Raw genomic sequence first — 21,522 nt, forward strand, 5'->3', positions numbered from 1 at the left:
TGGTTATGTTTAGTAAAAAAGGTGTTTCTCTTGTAACAGTTCTCCTGTTTATGCTCGTCGCTACAATCGCAGCGACAGCGACATTCAAATGGCTCACTTCCGAGAACCGTTCTTCGGCAACGAGAATGCAGACTCAGGAAGCACGCCAGAGCGCCATCGCCGGCATCCAAAGCACCAGAGCCTGGATGACCAACAACGCAAACGAAGTCGGCGCCCTTGTGCGCCAATACGTCCTCGGCGGGAAGCAGCCCATCTTGCTCAACAGCCGAGTTTCCCCGCACATCAGCAGCAAGCAGGATTTCAACGTCTGGCTGACCGGTGTTAGTGAAACCAACGGCTACTTCAAATTCAAAATTCTCTCTGAAGGTATCGCACGCAACGATTCAAAGCACACCGAAGCAGCCATCATCAACGTTTCAGGGCTTTACCAAGTATCAATTCCAGAAATCGAAGAAGAGGAAACATACAAGAACATCGCCTACGACTACTCGTACTTTGGAGGTTCCATCTCGAACCATGGCGATGCCAAACTTTCATCCATGCTAATCAACGGAAACTGGTCGGGAAACCCGATTGGCATTGACAAAAACATCATCATCACAGGACATGCCTCACTTTCCGGTGACAACGTCGATATTTACGGAACAGGTTGCATCGGTGGAGACCTCTATACCGATAACGGAATAGAAGCCAAAAATCTCTACGTACACGGAACAGCTCATAAGTACGGTACAAAAAACAAACCTGGAAACCAAGGCGTATCAAACCACGCCTATTTTGACGGAATCGTTGAACAAGATGCCACAAAGCCATTCCTTGTTGGCGGCAACTTGACGATCAAGAATGTATTCAAAACCCACATGGCATCCGGCAACAATCCGGTGACAATTAACGGAAACCTCTGTATTGATTCCGCAATATCCCAAATCCAGATTGGTGAAGCATCAGGAGCAAGCCCTAGCGATTTACAAAATTTTACCGTCAAAGGTGATGTTTGGGCTTCTCATACAAATGCGTTCTATACAAAAGGCGGCGATTTTCACGAATACTATTACAAGCTCATTCTTGGCGAAAACGAAGGTTCTAAAGTTTATCTTCCGGACGCCTTCCACTCTAATGATTATGTCACAATGCGAAATTCCAAAACCTGGAATGACTACATGCCCTATATCTATGTAGAAGCCGCTCCAAGCAAATACTACTTCTACCATGTGGAATCCGGTGTTACAGACGTCACCTACGACGGGTCCAAATACTTTGTCGGTGGTTACCAGTACCCGCATCACTATAACTATAGCTACGTTCCAAGAAAACTATCTCCATACTGCAACAAGGATGAAAACTCTGAAAAACCAGTACTCCGCGTGACCCCCTGGTTTAAATCCAATGGGACACTTACGAACGAACACCAGGCCACTAAGCCCATTGCCTGCGCCGACTCCGTCAAGCAAGTCTGTTACGACATTTGGGAAGAAAAGCCGGGATGCGACGGAGCAAGCTTTAAGGTGGATGACATTTTAAAGACGGCTTACAGCCAGTTTGAAAAATACGCTGATAGCGGCTGTGCAAAAGATATCACAACATTAAACGATAGTTTCCCTGAAGTAGCCAACACTTGCTATGACGACAACACCAAAGATGACTACAAGAAAAAGAACCACATGTACAACGGCTATCTCGTTGTAAAAATCGAGGCGAAACAGTTAAGTCAAAATTACGGAGACGGGCTCAAAGGAAAGTTCATCATCATAGTAACTAACAAGCCGGGACAGGTCGCTTTTCCGCCTACAGAAGGAACAAATGATTACGTATTTCTCTACCTAACACAAGGTGCCGGTGAACTGATGGGGCTTGGTACGAGCAATTATAATTACTTCATCTACACCAAAGAAGACATCGGATCATCAACGTATAGTGAAACAACACATCAAATCACTCCTAGTGGCGGAATTCTTTTCAACCACGCATCCCTCAGCGGATCCGTGTATGCCGAAGTCGGAACAGGAACCAAATGCGCCAAAGTGGCCGCACTGACGTCCTCCAAGCCATTGCTATTCAATCAAGACTTGATGAACAGCCTGACCATAAACCGCATCATTTGCGATGCCTCCGTTACAAACTGCGGTGGTGCGGCATTCTCATCATCGTCCTCGGCGGCTCCCATGAGTTCATCCGCATCCGAAGAAAGCATCAATGGCAAGGACCCCTACTATATCTCCATTGCGCCTCAGCTAAACGTTACGCTAGAATCACAATACAAAGCTACAGAAGCAGCACCCGAAGACGCAAGCAACATCGACCCCTCCATTCTTGTGATTCCGCGAATCATTTACCTTTCCAAGAATGCAGCCGGAAAACTTGCTGATTATTATTCCGTCTTGAGTCTGAACGGCGCAAACGAAAACAAGAGCCCATCCAAAGTCAGTTGCAATGGCTCATTTTCGACAACAGAAAAGCTTTACACAGGAACAGAGCTGACTCCCGGAACATACACCTGTAACTACGCTTCAACAAATTACGGAACCGTTCCGTTCTATGTTGTTGTAAGCAACGCCAGCGGAGAGCTCCCGATCGTTTCGTTCCCAACAGCACCGCTAGACGTTCAGGCACTTAGCTTAAACTCCAGTGTCGATGTATCGGTACATATCGGCAAGGCCACCAACACTAGCGGGAAAATCAAATTTGACGTGGCCATAAACCAAGCCATCAATGGCTGGACTATAACGCCAAAGGCTGGTGTTACAGCACGCAGCGGAAGCGGAAGCGCCCTCTACTATACAGTCGAAGTCACCCCCAACGCCACAGCGGAACAGGACATCGAAATCTTTACGATATCCGCAAGCAGCAACGCCGATGACGGAGACATGTACTTTACGCTCAGCGCACCGACAGAGCTTTGCCGACTCGTATCGGGTGCAGGCCTCAACCACCATGTTTATCTCAGAGCCCACACGACCATCAACAAGGGCGAACTTTCCGATTACTGCGCCATCAACGATTGCGACGAAGACATGCAAGAAAAGAGCGAGCGCCCAGACTGCGAAATCAGCGACGAATGGGTTATCGCTCATGGCACTGCCTGCAGCATCGTAGAAAAAAACTACAGCTGGAAATGCTTGACAAACACAGCCATTTCACTGGCATCCGTAAGTTCAGCCGACATCCCGCAAGCATGCGAGATTATCATTCCATCTACAAACAACACCATTACAACTCCTGTCGGCGGAGAAACAAGGAATCTATACGGATCCCTCAAGCGCAAAAAAGTCGAATTGATTGTCAACCTCAAGAACGCATTCGACAAGAGCACTTCCGTCACGTTTCAAGGGCAGTCCTACTCGCAGAGTGAAACTTGTACAAAGGAAAACAGCCCCTGCACATTCCACGTGCTGGCTGGCGAACAGTATGTATTCACGCACGAAGAATACGGCGAAGACCAGGGGAATTTCAATTACTGGGCTTGCGAAGGCGACAACTGCACAAATCCGACAACGCATGAAGACGAGCCCACATTTACATTCTACGGGCCGCACACGATTTCTGCCGAATTTAACAAGGAATCGCATTGCTATTATGACGACTTCTCGAACATCGGTGCATTCTGCTCCAACGGCGATGAAAACTGCATAGACACTTGCGCAACAGCCCTTTCCAAGGGAACGCATTGCGCCCCGAAGAACAGCAAACAGCACAAGTCGCACTGGCTCATGACCTACCACAATAGCGGTTCGGGCAACAATGCCGACTATGTCCGTCCCAACTTCGGCGCCGGTTCCATTTTTGCGTCCAACACCAGCAACGCAAACAACCAGAGCGGAAAAGTTTCCGTCATCCTCAGAAACATGACGGCAGGGCTGTACGGAACGATGTTCTCTCTCGTCCAGACTTCCGTGCTTGAAAAAGCAAATTCCAATGACTTCCTCAATTCCGGTTTTATCTTCAGGAGCAACGGCAATGAACACTTGATTTTGAACGTTTACGGAGTCAGCAAGCCTAACAATAGTGGCGAATTGACATTCCGCGTCTGCAAAGTCAGCGGGCAATCCATCAACAATACAAACAAGGGGTCCTGCCAGCTTGTCTCCAAGAAGGAAGGTTCATCTCCGCTCTCCATAACGAGCAACACATTTATTAAAGTCCGATTCACCATTGATGACAACGACTTGCTGAGCATCACCGCCAAGGTCGATGACGACACCTGGGAGGGCGAGCTCAATGTCAGGGACTTCGGCTGTAACGATGCCGACAACGCATTCGTAGGCATCAGCCTAGCCGACCCCGATTTCAAGATTTACGACAACGGCTGGGTTCCTTCGTCATTCGATGAAACATGCTGGGACGTGCCAACCGTCACCTGCAACTTTGTTGACAAATACGAAATCGTCCCCCTTAACGATTACGTATCGCCGAAGGTTCTTATCTCTAGCTGGTTCTCCGAAAAGAACTGCTATACCGAATACTATTACAATGGTTGCGACAACGCGACATCCACTTGCGTAAACGGCACAGGAACCCCAGGCGAAATAGGCTCCAAGCTGAGTGGCGAAACATACAAGTTCACTCAGGACGGTCAACACGGCTACCTCATTGACGAAAACAAGAGAGCCCAGGACGCTTCCATCAAGGTGGTTTGCCCCGGTGATGCCGGCAGTCTTGACCTTGCCCAGGACTACTATAGTTGCGGTACGTTCCAAGTCGGGACTACACAGAACTGCATCCACGATTTTGAAATCTGGAACGAAACCCAGTACATGAGCGCGAACGTTCCGTACGAATTCCCAACGCCGAAAACCAACGGTGTCAACTTGCGCGAAGCCAAGCTCCATATCAACGTGAAAGTAGACGACATCAAAGACGGCAACGATCTTGGAACAAACTTGAAAGTCTATTTGCAATCCGCCAACAAGATGCAGAGCTTGACAAGAACGATAAGCGCGGCTGGCCCGCACGACATAAACGTGGATGACCTCATCGGAACTACAGGATTCAACCCGGAACAGGTCACTAACGTCGTCATCACAAGCGACAACAGTATCAACATCGAAAAATTGCACATCCACAGCAACTGTCCGAACAAGCTTGACCTCAAATGCGAACAAGCCGTTTACGACTATACCAAACTTGGATGGAAAATCAAAATCAATCCGCAAAAGGACGGAGTCAAGTGCTCTTACACGTCTTCGGACATGAACATTGATTCCGAAACCGATGTCAACTGCAGCGATGTCGTTTATCTCCAATACAAAAATGGATATGTCAACAACTGGATTATCTATAACGATTTGCCGACATTTACCGTAACAGCGACCAACAACTTCGGCTCCGAATCGTGTAGCATCAAGGGAGAAAGACCCGGGAACAACAACATCACCTGCAGCGTCCCGTCAGACCAACAGACAATCCCGTTCGATTCAAAGGCGCCGACATTCAACTTCAAGTTTGGCGAAAACGCCTATGGATGGGATTACAACGTCACCTACAAGGCCTATTTAGACAATGAGGTTGTCAAAGAAGGCAGCGCCAAACTCGGCGCCCAGCAATCTTACACGCCTTCGGATTCCGACGTCAAGCCCTCAAGCGGAGCGCACACCTACAAGGTCGATTTCACCATCGGTGCCTGGACACAGTCCTGTAAGGCAACGTTCACTGTTGAAGACAAGACAAAACAGGCTCCCACAATCAGCTCCTGCAGCGTTACGGACAACGGCAAATTCACGGCGGTTGTGAGTAACCCCGATGATGTCAATTACACTTACACGTTTACCATCATGGACAACATAGGCAACAAGCTCGTTGACGGAGCGACAGGCACGGGGAACGAAACGAGCCTTGAGTACACATACGCTCCAGGAAAAGAGGGAACATATAGATACACTGTCAAAATCGGCGAAAGTTCCTGCACAAAGCAAAGGACAGTTTCTTCGCCCATTGAGCTCAAGTGCCAAGACATCACGGGACAGAACGCAAGCGACATGATTACCGTAAATCCGATAGTCAACAACTGCTCCGGCTGTACTTACAAGATATTTGACGGAGAACTGGAAAAGAGTTCAGACCTAACATTCAGTGATCCCAATGCTACAGGGACAAAGAAATACCGCCTACGGGCTACAGACGAAAACGACAACGTAGCAAATTGCGATTTCAACGTTTCGTTTAACAGCGAAAGCAACCAGACTACGACACTTGTGCATAGCGACAATCCAAGCTGGGAGTACTTCGCAGAAGGGAGCCACAAGGTCAAATGCACCGGAAAACAATACTACGGTCACTTAGTATGCAAATGTCCAAATTCCGCATGGAATTACTACGACTGTAGAATGAAATACAATGGTACAGAAATCCGGGTATCCTCAAACCAGAGTGTTTCAGTAGATGGATCAAACTCACAGTGCTACAACAACTACGTGGCCACTATTGAAATCCTGTCGCCTTACACGACCGGATACAACAACCAAACACTCACTCAAGGCCGCGGAATGTACTGCGCCCATACGTGGTAAGCCTCCATTAAGAAACCAAAGTTTCCAAAGCTCCCCATTTGGGGAGCTTTTTTTTGTGATAAAGCCGACTTTTTCAAGTAAAAACAGACAATAAAAAAGAATTATTTACCGCTTTTACATACATAAAACTTATCTTTAAACTAGAAATATCATCATAATTGCATATTTTTATTGCAATTTCAAAAAAGGTGTCGTGAGGGTAGATAATGGAGTTTTTTAGCCTAATGGCAAATAAAGGTACGAAAGTAAAGATGCAACGCGCATCCGGTTTTACCCTCATTGAGCTGATGGTCTACATAGCCCTTCTTGGAGGTATCGTCCTCATCGCAGGCCAGGCGTTCAGCGACAGCTCCAAGATGCGAATGCGAACGCAGAGTATGTTGCAGGCTTCAGAAATAGCAGAAAAGGTGGCTGTAATATTCAAGGCAGATGTCGCACAGACTGGAGCGAAAACGTCTATGGAAGATGGCACATCAGAATCTGGGGCGGAATACGGCAACAAATTCAGCAATATCTACACGAGCGTTTACATGGACCCAAGCGTTGACAATAAAGATTCGTCCTCATTTTCCGTCGTGACCAAAAACGGTTTCGACAGCCTTACCATTCGACGTTTGCGTTACGACGAATCCGGACATTACTCAGCCGTTGAGCAAATTGCCTGGTTCGTCCGAGACGGATCGCTGTGGCGCAACTGCAGAGTCCTAGAAAAGAAAACAACCCTCTCTGACGACGACCCCTGTACCGACGGCGCTACATCCGAGCCTAACAATATTGAAATGGCTTCAGGAGTAAGCAAATTCAAAGTTACACCAGGAAAGCCAAGCGTTGTAGGGGACAACATCCAATTATTCCCAGGCGCAGGCGAATCCGAATTCAGGCTTGTCGGTAGAAATGACGGGGACCGCGAGATGCCGATTGTAACCAATGAAGCAGGAGAAACGCACAAAGGCGGAAGCACCCAAATTATATCGGGATTCTACCAGAACTACGACCAAAGCATGCAAACCATAAAAAGCGAAGCCGCCCGAAAGATCAACGAAGTTATCGCTGTCCGCAACGAGACGTACCCAGATTTTTCGTGGCAGACCCTTTGCGCCCAAGAAGGCAGCAACTTCACGTTTGAACCGAACAATGAGTACGAAATTTCATTCGAAATTCTGCCCACCGACGAAAATGCAGACAAAAGCAAGTTATTCGTCCCTGGAGAAGACCACATGTCCGTTGGTTTGCGAAGTCTTGAGACTGGAGGCCCAATTACGTATGGAGACCCCGCCACAAAAATTAGTGATTTTGCCTTCTTCCCTCCTTTGGGCGTCAAAAGCGAAGGAAGCGGAGAACGCTCCATGCGTTTTTCAGTCCCTATCAAGATTACAAAAGCATGTCTCGCGTTCACGTTCGCCTGCTATTCCCCTCTCGTATCACAAGGGAAAATATCCATCTCAAAATTGAAAGTCCTAAAGATACCCAGTGCTAACTACAAATTCGAAAATTATGATTTCGAAGCAAACAAAATTGACAAGCAGAACGTAAAGGCGTTTCTGCTAGACCTGGATATCAGAATCAGAGGCGAATCTGGACATGTTGAATTGGTCGTTCCCACACCAAGTAACGGGCCGCGCGATTAGGAGGATTTATGTATAAGCAAAAAAATATGAAATCCGGTGTGTCTCTTATCACCGTGCTGATGTTCATGCTTATTGCAACAATAGCTGCAACAGCCACCTACAAGCTACTCACAAGTCAAGGACTCTCTAGCGAAAGCAGAATGCGCCAACAAGAGGCTTATCAAAGTTCACAAGCAGGCATTGAAAGTGCCAGAATGTGGATGACATTCCACGCAAACGATGTTGGCGCTTTGGTAAAGGCTTTCATTGACGGAGGCAACAAGCCTATTAATCTTGATGCAAGGTTACGCCCTTTGCAGCGTGCAGGGCAAAATTACCACGTATGGCTTACGGGAGTGAACACCGAAAAGAACACGTTCAAATTAAAAATCCTTTCATCCGGCGAATCCAAGAACAACACACAATGGAATGAAACGGCCATATTTAACGTAGATGGGTTGTATCGAGTCAGGCTTTTTGAAGAAGAAGAATATAGCGCCATTCCGTTCAGATACAATTACTTTGGTGGTTCAACTCAATCACAAGGCCATATGAAGGCATACTCTTTGCTAATTAACGGCAATACAGAAGGATCCAACCCTATATATACAGAAAACGACCTGATTGTTACGGGAAACGCCATTGCATCAGGTAATTCCATTGGAGCAGGAACCACAGTATGCATTGGAGGGAATCTTGATGCAAGCAACGGCGTACTCGGCAACGATTTCTATGTCGGAGGAAACGCAGCTCACTTCACATTTCCGTCATCATCTGAACCAGCCGGTCTCTACAACGCAAACGTCACAGGTAACGTCTACATAGAAGGCAACCTTGAAGCACCAACCACAGGCGATCAAAAATTCCAGAAGAATCTGACAGTCAACGGCACATGGTATACAAACTTTTCAGCGCACGATTCCCGTGTCGCAGGGAACATGTGCTTAGGGGAAAACGGCCAAGTTCTCATTAGCGAAAAAAATCCCGCACGTGATTTTCTCGTCGGCGGAAACGTTTGGGCAGAATCGACATACCCCATATGGATTACAAACGGAGAAGACAACGAAGGCGAATACAACAAGATTATTATTGGAAACAAAAAAGATTCCAAAGTTTACATCAAGAGCGCCCACCCCATCGCTGATTACGTAACACTCAGAAACAACAGAACATTTATCGAAAAGAACACCTATTACAAGGGATCCTATACTTATGGATCTCAAGCCAAATGGGATAACAAGACAACCCGCCCATACCCAGATTTAAAGCCCCACATGAAGAACAAAAACGACGCCTACTACCTTTACTACTACAACGGTCAAGGCCAAGATGTCGACTACATCGTTTCTAATGCAGGAGGATGGGGCTGGGGCGCACAAGCGTATTACGCTAACTATTATGTCGGGAACAAAATTTTCTACACCCCCCAAAGTGGCTATTGGGGATCGTATGGCTATACCGCAGAAAAAAACAACTTCTTGAATTACCAGAACGGCACACCGACAGGCTCGCCATACTGCAAGGCGACTCCAGATAAGTGGCGCCCCGAATGCCGAGTTACCCCGTGGTTTAAATCCCAGGGAACCGTATCAAGCGAAATGCCGGCAAGCCAACCTTTTGAATGCGCCGAATCCGTCAAGACCTATTGCAACAAGCTCTGGAAAAAGAAAGAAGGCTGCGATGGTGCAAGCTACAAAGTTGACGACATTCTCGTAACCGCCTATAACCAATTCATATCGTACGCCAACAAAAACTGTAGCAATGTAACACACTGGGGCGACAACATGAGTCGCTATCTTAACGAATGCTACAAAGAAAATAGCTCCGATCCAACCAAATACAAGAACAACCTTTACAACGGCTACCAAGTCGTTGAAATTAAAAACCGAACTGAACTTAAAAACCCCACCACCCCCTTAAAGGGCAAGTTTATCATCGTCGTAACACAGGCTTTAGGACAACAAAATTTGCCGCCGACTACAGCAGATTCCTATGTACTCCTCTATCTGAAAGAAGGAGCAAGCTCCACGATTCAAGCAGCGGTTGAAAACGGCATATACAATTATTTCATCTACACCAAAAAAGACATTGGCGGACTCCTATTTAACAACTCCACTTTCAGCGGCTCGGTTTATGCCACCGCAGACAACTGCGCAAAAGTGGGCGATTTCAAGGCACGCTCCTTGGTATTCAACGACGACATGATGAACGATTTGTCGGCAAACGCCGTCATTTGTAACGCATCTGTAGGCGAAAGTTCTTGCGGAGGCGCAGCAACGGGAACTTCAGGATCCTCATCGTCTTCCTCAGAATCGACAGAAAAACTATTCGATAGCTATTATATTTCAATGGCTCCGCAATTGGGCGTAAGACTAGAATCCCAAAACAAGAGTTCAGAAACACCTCCACAAGCAAGTAGCAACAACATCACAGAGCTTTCTCCCTCATTCATTGTACTCCCGCGAATCATTTACTTGCCCAGCGACCCCTACGGACAGCTGACCGACTACTACAATGTACAAACGCTCAACAGCAATGGTGCGGCCCTGAGAAAATCAGATGTAAACGTATCTTGCTCCGGGCCGGGAGCACTGTCTACAACCGGCAATCTCTATACGGGAACAGCTCTCAGCAGAGGACTTTACACATGTACCGCTACGGCAAGCAATTACCCGAGCATTCCATTCTGGGTCCACGTCGGAAAAGACACCCGCGGAACAGCGACAATCGTATTTGAGAAAGAATCCGAAGAAATGGATGCCAACGACTTAAAAGAAGTCAAGCTAGAAGTCCCAGCACATGCTGCAGAACTCACTGTAAACTTCTATTGCCCCGATGTTGAAAACGAAGCCTGGTCCTATGTTTCCTTGGGCGATAACGTCACACGCAACGGAATGTCATGCACACTTAAACTAGCGGCCAATTCTTCGGCAGCCACACCGACTATAGCAACCATAAAGACATCAAATGCAGTAAAAGGATCTCTACTGTTCCAATTGCTCCCTGGCGAAGGCTACCTTCCAGGGTCGCCCTCCTCTACAGAGCTCTACATAGCCTCAAGTGCGCAGTTGCATCGTGAAGAAGCGACATCAACAGACATCAAAGAATACTGCGACAACCATTCTGGAGACTGCCCCTCCAATTACGAGACATACTGGCCAGATTGCGATGTTTCTGGAGTGTGGGTAGAACCCTCCGGAACATCATTCATCAACTTGATAGACAATAGCTCTTGGGTCATTACAGTTGGCAACACACAAAGCGTAACCCTTAGAGCCACCGGCAACAGCAGCGACTGCGCAACGATTATCCCACAAACAGACAACTCAATTGCGGCAAACGCAGTACAGTCAAACAGAAGCTACACATTGCGAGCAAGCGCCAAGGCCAGGAAAAGAACTTTCACGGTGGGTTTCAATGGTAATGTGGGATCAAACAATCATCCTATAATAAACCTATATATCGACAGTAAATACGGTAGCCGAAACGAACAATGCCGCTACGATGACGCCAGAACCAATGAAGAAACGTCTACAAAGACGTGTACCTTCTCTATTTTCAAAGGCGAAAGCGTTAAGGCAGCCCTCGAAGACAACGATGATGCCGACAAGTTCAGTTATTGGAAATGTTCCGGCGGAAGCTGCCCAACAAGCGACGGAACAAACACAAGTAAGGAATTTGATTCATTTACACTTTCAGATGACAATACCGAGTTAATAGCATACTTTGGCGAAAACGACAAGCACTGCTTCTTTGATGAGTTCAAGCGCAGCAGCGTAGAATGCGGAGATGATATTCAATACTGTATTGACAAATGCAGCAACAATGACATCTATTCTACATGTACAGGCGCCGTAGACGGAAATAGCTTGTACCCGAACGCCAAATGGCACTTGATCTCGGGTTATCTATCACAAATTGTCGTCGGTTCCAGTGGAGAAATCCATATTGACAAATCAGCCGTCAAGAAGCAGAAGCAATCTGCCAGGAACCCGGTTATGGTCCTTAGCACAGTGAACGCAGGTATTCTAGGCACACTCAAAGCCTTAATCAATGTTCCACGCGTAACGACTAGCTACGACAATTCTTCTGCCAATATCAAGAACTCCGGGTTTATGCTCCGCGCAAATACTTATGGAAACGACTACTTCATGTTGAACCTGTACGAAAACAGCAGTGGCGCTCTTGAGGCACAGCTCTGGAAAGGTTCGACAAGTCTGACATCCACATTGACCAATAGCAATGGATACAAGGCATACGTGTCCACATCAAAGATGGTCATGGCGACTATAAGTATTACATCTTCGGGAACCATAGAAGTTCGAGCAAACATCGGAGACTTCTATGGAGATTCTCCGTCGGAATATAAATGTTCGTTCGATCTTTCGGAATTCAATAATCCGCTAGCCGATGCTGCCCATGAATACGTCGGCTTTAGCCTCGGTGACCCGAACTTCAAAATCTATGGCATTGGCTGGAAGAGCGCCACTTACAATTCAGAATGCTACGACACCTACCCCACCGTAAAATGCTCATTTGCCGCAGTGGCAACAGATGGAGTCATCAAGACGGATACGCTTGTAAAGCCTTGGGTCGGCCATTCTGGATGGTTCGATTCTAAGGGCTGTACACCGCTCTATTATTACTACAACGGCAATGACGCCAGCACAACTTGCTCTGGCGAATCTTGCTATGACGGCTACAAATTTGACAAAAGTGGTATTGGCGCTCACGGCTACACCGAAGCAGGAACCGAATACAAAACAGCAAAAGCATGGCTCGGGAACTGCACAAATGTTGATGAAACAGCCATGGCCTGGGGTGTTTCCGCTAGCGAACAACGTGCTCATTGCGGCGCATTCTGGACAGGCGAATTCAAGGAGTGCTTAGCGCACCAAGACCTCTTCAGCGGTTCAAAAAGCATCGGAAGCCTTGAAGAAACCATCGTTTTCGAAAACAAGCAAAACCTTAGAGCGGCAACGCTCCACGTAACACTCGAAAACACCGACAACAACGAAGTGGAAATCTGGTTGGTCAGCGAAAGCGAAAACTGGGGAGAATACGATCACGAAAGCCATTCTGTCAGTATGAACGGAACGACTAGATCGTTCAATATCATGCAAGAATTTGCCACAGGTTCAAACGGATTCGACCCTGAAAACGTAAAGCAAATTGTCTTGAAAAATCACGGTTCAACAAGTGTCACAGTAACATCAATTACAAGTACTTGCGCCAATGCCATCGGCTTAACCTACTGCCGAGCAGAATACGATGGCGACAATTGGAACGTAACAACACAAGTAACAAACAAGAGCCTGATTTCAAAACAGCAAATCACAGCGGCTGTCGATGGCTCCAACCTCATCAATGAAACTAAAGACGCCGTGGGTAACGATGGAATCGTATGGAATGGAGACATGGCAACACTCAGCATTCCCGATGCCAACGTCTATAATTATCAGGGAAAATCGTACGTCTTTAACGCAACAATCACAGGCACATCCGGCCAAACCGTTTCAAAACAATGCTCGGTCTCACCGGACCCGATTGGACGCATTGGCGTTGATTGCTCGGTCATTAGCGCTGTAGCAAGTGGAGCAAGATTCCCGACATTTAATGTCAACTTCAACGGATGTCCAGGTAACGGCTGTGGCTACGAAATCTATTTGGACAACGGATACACTCCGTTTGCAACAGGAACGGAAAAAACTGCAGCGCGTCATTCTGCAAACCAAAGCGAAACCTGCGACAGGACCGAAGGTTGCGAACACACTTACACTGTGAAGAGCACCGCAAACCCCGCACTTTTTGTTGACTGTAGCGCAAGCTTCAAAGTTCAAAGAAACGCAGACGACATTCCCCCATCAGTAACATGTGGTATTTCGACAAACCCGACCGAATTTTCCTCTAATCCGATATCCGTTTCGGACAATGTGTATTTCCTTGCTAGAAACAACGAAAGCGTTGAAAAGCAATATCCGGTTACACTGAAAAATGGCGAAATACAATTAGGCACAGCAACATTGAGCAACTGGTCCGGTTTAACGAACATCAAAGATTTGGGTACACTAAGCGCAGGTGACTACACTTACAGCCTTTACTACAATAATGAAAAGATTTGCGACATTCCTGTTACCGTAAACGAAGAATCGGGCGCTTGCCACATATCTGGAAAAATGTACGAAGGGCAAGTGATTTCAATGAACGTGTCTGGGGTTACTAAAAACATCCGATACACATGGACATTAAACGGGGATAGCCAACCAATAGACTGTAATCCAAGTAATTGTTGGAATAATACGAGAACCGCTCCTACAACTCCGGGTACTTACAGTTACTCCGTGACAAGCGGATCAAGCAAGATATGCGAAGGAAGCGTAACTATTGAACCAATGCTTTCTTGCTCAGTGACTCCGTCTGAACTTAATAAAAAGGCGTATTACACATTCACAGCAACTAGAAATCAAAATTGCTGGAATTGCTATTACACTTATGATTCGGGGACTCAAAGCGTATATTTCCCCGATAACTCGAACACTATTGAATTAGCAAAAATGGCAACGGTTGCCGGAGGAAAGACATTAACTTTAGCCTGTACATGCGGAGACAATAATCATGGAGCAAGTTGTTCAAAAAACATCACAATTAATAATACGGAAGATCCTTTAACGTGTCCGACAGACCCCAATCCTTATGAATGGGAATGCCAAACTGAAAACGGAGCCGGCAATATCAATAATTGGGGCACGGGTGCACGATGTGTAAAAATAAAGGCTTCAAAAGTTACTGTACAGTCAAGTAATGCTAATGGGCGTGCATTCTGTGTTAATGGAAATGAAGCTGAAATGAGTGGAAACGATATCACGACAAAGGAGTATTCCGCTGCTGATGATGGCTATATAACAGTGTGTGCTACAGCAGGTGATTATTCATATACGCGAATTGGGTGGTATAATTGTAAAAAATCTGCAGAGGAAATAACATTTGACTGTAACACCAACAATTCAACAGATCTCACAGGTAGTGGAAATCATTCAGTATCAGCGAATACTTGTTATTCCTTTAGGTGTTATTTCGGAACAGATGGTGCAAATACAGGCAGTTGGAATTTCTCCGCTCCTGTTGCCGGAACAAAAATGACATACACGGATTGTTCAGGGAATACACAAACATACACGTTCCAATATGATAACTACTGGTATGAAAAGATTAATATTGGAGCCTGTAGAATCTACTTAAAATCCACCGCTGATATGACAATTGCAGATTGCGACTGGAAAAACTAAAATTTTTCATTACCACCTAAAAAGTTCCCCCGCCGGGGAGCTTTTTTTTGCATCTACTCGTGCAAGAAAGCCGCTATTTTTCTAAATTTCGCCGTACTATGAGTGAAGCTATTAACAATGTCAAGCAGGCCTTTGATGCAGAACTTGCACAAACGGACCTCACCAATCAAGAAGCGGTCAATAATCTCCGCGTAAAGTACCTCGGCAAGAAGGGCGCCGTCACGGACCTCATGAAGCAGATGGGTTCCTTGAGCGCCGAAGAACGCCCCGCTTACGGCAAGCTCGTGAACGAACTGAAGGTTGCCGTTTCCGAAGCTATCGACAAGGCTATCGAAACCGCAAACGAAGCAGCGCTCCAGAAGAAGCTCGCTAGCGGCGCTGTCGATATCACGCTCCCGGGTACCGGCATCGCTGCCGGTTCTACGCATCCGCTGTACGACGTCCGCGAAGAAATCATCGACTTCTTTGCGCAGATGGGTTTTGATGTGGACTTCGGTCGTGACATCGAAACGGATTGGTACAACTTTGAAGCTCTCAACACTCCGCCTGACCATCCGAGCCGCGACATGCAGGACACGTTCTACGTGGACAACAAGGTCATGCTCCGCACACACACGTCTGGCACCCAGATTCACTACATGGAAACGCACAAGCCGCCTTTCCGCATGATCGCTCCGGGCCACGTGTTCCGCGTCGACAACGATGCCACCCACGCTCCGATGTTCCAGCAGTGCGAAGGTCTTGTCGTTGACGAAAACATTAGCTTCGCCGACCTCAAGGGCGTGCTCCAGGTGTTCATGAACAAACTCTTTGGCGCAGGCGTCAAGACTCGCTTCCGTCCGAGCTTCTTCCCGTTCACGGAACCGTCCGCAGAAATGGACGTGAGCTGCGTGTTCTGCGGTGGCAAGGGCTGCCGTCGTTGCAAGGGCACGGGCTGGATGGAAATCGGTGGTTGCGGTTCTGTGGATCCGAACGTGTTCAAGAACTGCGGCATCGATGCTGAAAAGTTCACTGGCTTTGCATTCGGTTTCGGTCTTGACCGTATCGCCATGCTCCGCCACGAGATTCCGGAAATCGGCCTCCTGACCGCCAACGATCAGAGATTCCTGAGCCAGTTCTAATAGCTATGGGCGCGGCACTTCGTGCCTCCGAGGCATGAGGTCGCTCGCTGAAGCTCGCTTTGAGCATTAAAAAGCGAACCGTTGAGGTTCGCTCTTTTTTATTCTTCAACATTACTCTAAATGAGAAAGGCGGACCTCACGGCCCGCCATTTTCGCAAAGCAGCTAGAGTTAGGCGATAGCCCTAACCACTAGCCACTGTTTACTAAGCACTAATTACGAGCGCTTGTAGTCGTCCTGCACGCGGATAATGTCGTCTTCGCCGGTGTATTCGCCGACCTGGACTTCAACAATCACAAGCGGGAGCTTGCCTTCGTTCTGCAAGCGGTGAATCGTTCCGGACGGAATGTAGGTCGATTCGTTCGGACGCACGTAGAACACCTTGTCGCCCACAGTCACCGTAGCTGTACCGCTCACAACAACCCAGTGTTCCGAACGATGCAAATGCTTCTGCAACGAGAGGCGTTCGCCCGGGCGAACAACGATTCGCTTCATCTTGTAGCGGTCGCTAGATTCGAGCACGGAGTACGTACCCCACGGACGGTTGACCGTCTGCGGGACCTTCGGCAAGTCGGAGCCGCGAGCCTTGAGCTCGTCGACGACCTTCTTGACCTTCTGGCTGCTTGCAAGAGGAGCAACCAAGAGAGCATCAGGCGTATCAACAATGAGCATGTTGTCCAAATCAATCGTGCAAATCTGGCGCTGGCCACCGAGCACAAGAGAATTCTTGGAACCAATGCCCAAGTGCTTTGCGTTTATGTTATTGCCGTTTTCGTCGTGATCGAATTCCCCGTAGAGGGAATCGAATGCGCCGAGATCAGACCAACCGATATCGCTCGGCACGACCTTCACCTTGGCAGACTTTTCCATCACGGCGTAGTCAATCGAGTTCGAAGGAATGTTCATCATGTCTTCATGATCAACACGGACGAGAGCATCCTTGTTTTCTTTCTTGGCGTTTGCAAAGGCAATCTTTGCGGCGGTCAAGATATCCGGCGAGTACGTCGAAAGTTCATCAAGGAATGTAGCAGCCTTGAAGCAGAAGATACCGCTGTTCCAGAAGAACCTTCCGGAAGCAACGTATTTCTTGGCAGTTTCAAGATCCGGCTTTTCGACAAAACGCTTGACATCTTCGCCGTTCGCTTCGATGTAACCGTAACCCGTTTCCGGACCCGTCGGCGTGATACCGAACGTGACCATGAAACCCTTCTTTGCAAATTCTTCAGCCTTGCGCAAGCATTCTTCGTAAGCTTCAGCCTTGCGGATCACATGGTCCGACGGAGATACGAGAACGATATCTTCTGGATCAAGACCAAGGCAAGCAAGGGCAATTGCCGGAGCCGTATTGCGGCCCACCGGTTCCAAAAGGAAGCGAACATCATTTGCGCCCACTTCTTCAAGCTGGTCCTTGGCCAAGAAATACTGTTCCGCATTGCTTACAATGTACTGAGCACTGCAAATACGAGAATTGGTTTTTACTGTACGCTGGAACAGGGACGCACCGTCAAAAAGACGGGCGAACTGTTTCGGCATGAGAGAGCGGCTAATCGGCCAAAGGCGCGTTCCGCTACCACCACACAAAATCAAGTTAATCATAGTATTACCCTGCTACGGATTATCTCCAGCCATTGTTGTTAATCAACTGAATTTCATACACGGCCTGAGAGCCAGTATGGACAGCCTGGATGGTCGGAGTAATCAAGCCAAGAAGACGGTTCCACGTAGCGATACCAGAGGCATCGACGTACACGATGTCGCGCGGGTTCATTTCAAAACGGTCAGCCAAGGCAAGAGCCATAGCGTTCTTGGCGTTCAGCTGATAAATATCAATCTTGTTCTTGGCCGTATTTCTAATAACATAGATACTACTCGGAGAAGCATACATGACGTTGACGCCACCAGCTGCAGTGAGAGCTTCGGCCAAAGAGAGGTAATTGTCCATGCGGACAATACTCGTCCTATTGACTTCACCCATGACATAGACCTTTCTATCCCTTTCCATTTCGGACTTGAGCGGGATAAAAAGCTGGTCCCCCGGCTTCACGATAATGCGTTCAATAGGAATGTTTTCCTTAAAAGCACGAACGTAGTCAATATTATAAATCTTGTCACCACGACGGAGCTGAACGAAAGACGGATCGGCCTTTTCATTAAAGCCACCCACTTCAGCAATCACATCAGGAATAGTCATCGGATGTTCATCGAAACGCACATAGCCCGGTCTGTTCACAGCACCCGAGACAAAAGCCTTGCGGCTGTTATAGCCCGTCACACGGACATCAACCTGCGGATCATTAAGGATCTTGTCCGAAAGACGCTTGGTGATTTCCTTACGGAGTTCCTGGGCAGTGAGGCCCGCAACCTTAAGTTCACCAGCATACGGGTAGAAAAGCGTGCCTTCGGTCGTCACCTTCTGGCCTGCCGGCTGGTACTGGCCCATCGGGGATGTGAGTTCCGGGTGTTCCCAGACAACCACCTGCACCTGGTCCAGAGGTCCAATCCTATATTCCAATTCAGGGAGCGTATCCACCATCAGGTCAGCCAAATTGCCTTCGGACGGATTCGGGATGACCTCTACCGGTTCTCCCATATCTCCCTTTTCAATGGAATGCAACTTGAACGTTACACCATTATAAGTTGTGGAATCTGTGGGTATGTTCATTCGCATCTGAGGTGCGGCAAAGCAGCCACTCAAGATAGCACCGGCGACACCACAAAGAGCAATACCAATTTTATTCATAGGTTACCTTTTTAGAATTATTTCGAGGCTTCACTTTGCCTAATCTTTTCAACCCAATACGGAGTCAGCTTGGAAATAAAGTTCCAAGCCAGGACAAACGCATTTTCCGGCCTTCTATACGGGTCAGGAATATCGACCTGGTGAGATTCCCCATAACGGAAAACCTTACCTTCGAGCCACGGATACTTGTGCAGAAGCTCCCTTTTATGGCCATTTTCCATCACCAAAATCAAGTCGGCCCATTTCAGGATATCCAAATTGATTTGGCGAGCCCTATGAGCACTCATGTCAATGCCATGTTGCAAAGCAATTTTCTGAGAGATTTCATGGGCGGGATTATCGACCAAAGCACCGAGACCAGCACTCATAACATTGAAGTCCGGGCCGAGTTCTTTTTTTAAAAGATACTCCCCTGTAGGGCTACGACAAATGTTCCCAGTACAAACGACAAGAATATTCTTCATGATATGTAAATAATAGAAAAATAAGTTTACATTCTAAAGGTCAAAAGCGAAATCAAGGTCCTTGAGAAGAGGATTCTTGGTATCCTTTTCAGAGAGGAGCGGTTCAAAACCTTCGCCCACCGGCCACTTGATGCCGATAGCCGGGTCGTTCCAGAAAAGGCCGCCTTCATCATTCGGAGCGTAGAAGCGAGTGCATTTGTAGACAAATGCAGCCGTTTCGGAAAGTACCACGAAACCGTGTGCAAAGCCTTCTGGGATGTAGAACTGTTTCTTGTTTTCGGCGGAGAGCGTAACACCCACCCACTTGCCAAAAGTCTTGCTGTTCTTGCGGAGGTCCACGGCCACGTCAAAGACTTCGCCTTCAATCACGCGGACAAGCTTGCCCTGCGGATTCTGCTTCTGGAAGTGGAGACCGCGGAGAACGCCCTTGCGCGAACGGGACTCGTTATCTTGAACAAAGTCTACGTCAATGCCGCCTTCGGCAAAGTCGCGCTTGCTGTAAGTTTCCATAAAGTAACCGCGAGCGTCACCAAACACCGTCGGTTCAATAATCTTAACACCTTCGATTTCTGTATTTATAAAGTTGAATTTTGACATATTTAGTTGGTAGTTGGCAGAACTTAGACCGCTTCGCTCTTAGACGAACAAATAAATCTAAGTTCTAAGTTCTATCTCCGTACATTTTTTCGTAATATTTTTCGTAGTCGCCGCTCGTGATGTTGTCCAGCCATTCCTGGTTGTCCAAGTACCAGCGCACAGTCTTTTCGATGCCTTCTTCGAACTGCAACGACGGTTCCCAGCCGAGTTCCTTCTGGAGCTTGGTGGAGTCGATGGCATAGCGGGCGTCGTGACCCAGGCGGTCCGTCACGTAAGTGATGAGGTTCAGGTCTTCGCCTTCGGCGCGGCCGAGAAGCTTATCGACGGTCTTGATGACGACCTTGATGATGTCGATGTTCTTCCATTCGTTGAAGCCGCCGATGTTGTAGGTTTCGGCAATCTTTCCGTTGTGGAAAATCACGTCAATCGCACGGGCGTGGTCTTCGACAAAAAGCCAGTCGCGGACGTTTTCGCCTTTGCCATAAACCGGGAGCGGTTTCTTATGGCGGATGTTGTTGATGAAAAGCGGGATGAGCTTTTCGGGGAACTGGTACGGGCCATAGTTGTTGGAGCAGTTCGTGACAATCGTCGGCATGCCGTAAGTGTCGTGGAACGCGCGCACGAAGTGGTCGGAGCCAGCCTTCGAAGCGGAATACGGGCTGTGCGGAGTGTACTTCGTCGTTTCGTAGAAGAAGTCGTCACCGTAGGCCAAGTGGTGTTCCGAACTGGACGCCGTAGTCGTGAACGGAGGCGTGATGCCTTCCGGGTGGTTCATCTTGAGGGCGCCGTAAACTTCGTCAGTCGAAATGTGGTAGAAACGCTTGCCTTCGTACTTTTCCGGGAGGCTTTCCCAGTAAAGCTTTGCAGCCTGGAGGAGGCTCAAAGTACCCATGACGTTCGTGCGAGCAAAGGTGAACGGGTCCTTGATGGAACGGTCCACATGGCTTTCTGCAGCGAGATGGATGATTCCATCGACTTTTTCGTCTTGCATGAGCTTGTAGAAAGCATCAAAGTCGCAGATGTCCATCTTCACGAACTTGTAGTTCGGCTTGCCTTCGACATCCTTCAAGTTTGCGAGGTTACCCGCATACGTGAGCTTGTCGAGGTTGATGATATTGTATTCGGGGTACTTATTGACAAATAGACGAACGACATGACTTCCGATAAAGCCTGCCCCGCCTGTAATTACGATGGATCGTTTCATGA

9 protein-coding genes are annotated in these 21,522 nt (G+C 47.7%); 4 read left to right on the plus strand and 5 right to left on the minus strand.

Going from position 1 to position 21,522, the window contains the following annotated elements; translation table 11 throughout:
- Positions 1-5: 5 nt before the first annotated feature.
- The 4 genes from FSU_RS05755 to pheS all read left to right on the plus strand — a co-directional run bounded on the left by FSU_RS05755 (position 6) and on the right by pheS (position 16,517).
- Complete coding sequence (locus FSU_RS05755) at positions 6-6,503, plus strand: pilus assembly PilX family protein (RefSeq protein ID WP_015731819.1); 6,498 nt, start codon at positions 6-8, stop codon at positions 6,501-6,503.
- 224 nt (positions 6,504-6,727) lie between these two features.
- On the plus strand, positions 6,728-8,131 hold the full coding sequence (locus tag FSU_RS05760) for a PulJ/GspJ family protein (protein ID WP_244263727.1): 1,404 nt from the start codon (positions 6,728-6,730) through the stop codon (positions 8,129-8,131).
- Between the two features lie 8 nt (positions 8,132-8,139).
- Positions 8,140-15,396, plus strand: a complete 7,257-nt coding sequence (locus FSU_RS05765; RefSeq protein WP_015731820.1) for a pilus assembly PilX N-terminal domain-containing protein — start codon at positions 8,140-8,142, stop codon at positions 15,394-15,396.
- A gap of 98 nt (positions 15,397-15,494) precedes the next feature.
- The gene (pheS, locus tag FSU_RS05770) at positions 15,495-16,517 is read left to right on the plus strand and encodes a phenylalanine--tRNA ligase subunit alpha (RefSeq protein WP_014545533.1); all 1,023 of its coding nucleotides are present in this window, start codon (positions 15,495-15,497) and stop codon (positions 16,515-16,517) included.
- Positions 16,518-16,731: 214 nt separating this feature from the next.
- Here pheS and FSU_RS05775 read toward each other — a convergent pair whose 3' ends face one another.
- The 5 genes from FSU_RS05775 to FSU_RS05795 form a co-directional block, all read right to left on the minus strand.
- Positions 16,732-18,111, minus strand: a complete 1,380-nt coding sequence (locus tag FSU_RS05775) for a mannose-1-phosphate guanylyltransferase/mannose-6-phosphate isomerase (protein WP_014545534.1) — start codon at positions 18,109-18,111, stop codon at positions 16,732-16,734.
- A gap of 19 nt (positions 18,112-18,130) precedes the next feature.
- Positions 18,131-19,255: a polysaccharide biosynthesis/export family protein gene (locus FSU_RS05780; RefSeq protein WP_014545535.1), complete on the minus strand. Its 1,125-nt coding sequence runs from the start codon at positions 19,253-19,255 to the stop codon at positions 18,131-18,133.
- A gap of 17 nt (positions 19,256-19,272) precedes the next feature.
- On the minus strand, positions 19,273-19,719 hold the full coding sequence (locus FSU_RS05785; RefSeq protein WP_014545536.1) for a low molecular weight protein-tyrosine-phosphatase: 447 nt from the start codon (positions 19,717-19,719) through the stop codon (positions 19,273-19,275).
- Positions 19,720-19,752: 33 nt separating this feature from the next.
- Positions 19,753-20,316, minus strand: a complete 564-nt coding sequence (rfbC, locus tag FSU_RS05790; protein WP_014545537.1) for a dTDP-4-dehydrorhamnose 3,5-epimerase — start codon at positions 20,314-20,316, stop codon at positions 19,753-19,755.
- A 64-nt stretch (positions 20,317-20,380) separates the two neighbouring features.
- Positions 20,381-21,520, minus strand: a complete 1,140-nt coding sequence (locus FSU_RS05795) for a dTDP-glucose 4,6-dehydratase (protein ID WP_014545538.1) — start codon at positions 21,518-21,520, stop codon at positions 20,381-20,383.
- Positions 21,521-21,522: the final 2 nt, after the last annotated feature.

The sequence above is a fragment of the Fibrobacter succinogenes subsp. succinogenes S85 genome, from assembly GCF_000146505.1.
Classification (GTDB): domain Bacteria; phylum Fibrobacterota; class Fibrobacteria; order Fibrobacterales; family Fibrobacteraceae; genus Fibrobacter; species Fibrobacter succinogenes.

What these genes read in the sequence shown, in the direction of transcription:
- FSU_RS05785 (WP_014545536.1), bottom strand. Translation starts at nt 19,719, where the DNA reads ATGAAGAATATTCTTGTCGTTTGTACTGGGAACATTTGTCGTAGCCCT.
- FSU_RS05765 (WP_015731820.1), top strand. Translation starts at nt 8,140, where the DNA reads ATGTATAAGCAAAAAAATATGAAATCCGGTGTGTCTCTTATCACCGTG.
- FSU_RS05755 (WP_015731819.1), top strand. Translation starts at nt 6, where the DNA reads ATGTTTAGTAAAAAAGGTGTTTCTCTTGTAACAGTTCTCCTGTTTATG.
- pheS (WP_014545533.1), top strand. Translation starts at nt 15,495, where the DNA reads ATGAGTGAAGCTATTAACAATGTCAAGCAGGCCTTTGATGCAGAACTT.
- FSU_RS05775 (WP_014545534.1), bottom strand. Translation starts at nt 18,111, where the DNA reads ATGATTAACTTGATTTTGTGTGGTGGTAGCGGAACGCGCCTTTGGCCG.
- FSU_RS05780 (WP_014545535.1), bottom strand. Translation starts at nt 19,255, where the DNA reads ATGAATAAAATTGGTATTGCTCTTTGTGGTGTCGCCGGTGCTATCTTG.
- rfbC (WP_014545537.1), bottom strand. Translation starts at nt 20,316, where the DNA reads ATGTCAAAATTCAACTTTATAAATACAGAAATCGAAGGTGTTAAGATT.
- FSU_RS05795 (WP_014545538.1), bottom strand. Translation starts at nt 21,520, where the DNA reads ATGAAACGATCCATCGTAATTACAGGCGGGGCAGGCTTTATCGGAAGT.
- FSU_RS05760 (WP_244263727.1), top strand. Translation starts at nt 6,728, where the DNA reads ATGGCAAATAAAGGTACGAAAGTAAAGATGCAACGCGCATCCGGTTTT.